This window comes from Arthrobacter sp. B0427-1-12, from assembly GCF_059092905.1.
Genome location: NZ_JBNHIC010000214.1, coordinates 1 through 464 on the forward strand (window position 1 = coordinate 1; position 464 = coordinate 464).

A 464-nucleotide genomic window follows, 5' to 3' on the forward strand; every position below is an offset into this window, starting at 1 on the left:
AGAGTCGTTGGACCGCTTGTGGTCACCAAGTACCGAGTTCCGAGAGGTACTCGTACTGCCGTTCGCGGTACCGGTCCCAATCGAACTCGTTGTGGACGTACTCGAGCGCTGCCTGCATTGATTCCTTGGATCCGTCGGACGCGGGAACACCGAACTCGTCCTGAAGGATTTTGATCCAGTCGTCGTTGACCTTCTGGAACAGATCGACGAGTGCCTGCGGGTCGGAGATCGACTCCGGCGCCGAATCTACGAGCTTCTCTCCCTGCTCCTTCTGGAAGTCCGAGAGAGCGGTGACGAGGTCATCAGCCGGAGTCACGAAGGTGACACCGTACTCGTCCTCGGCGTTCTGATAGAAGTTGATGTACTCGCCGACGAGGTGGCCGCTGTTGCCGACGCTGATGAGCGGGACGGCTTCGTGGAAGATGTCCTGCACCTCCGCAGGCAGTGCGTCGTACTTCTCCTTG

At 59.1% G+C, this 464-nt stretch carries 1 protein-coding gene; it reads right to left on the minus strand.

What is annotated here, in order from left to right:
• Positions 1-22: 22 nt before the first annotated feature.
• Positions 23-464, minus strand: a 442-nt coding sequence (locus AC5RWU_RS24610) for a hypothetical protein (RefSeq protein WP_493986787.1), incomplete at its 5' end; no start/stop codon positions are given.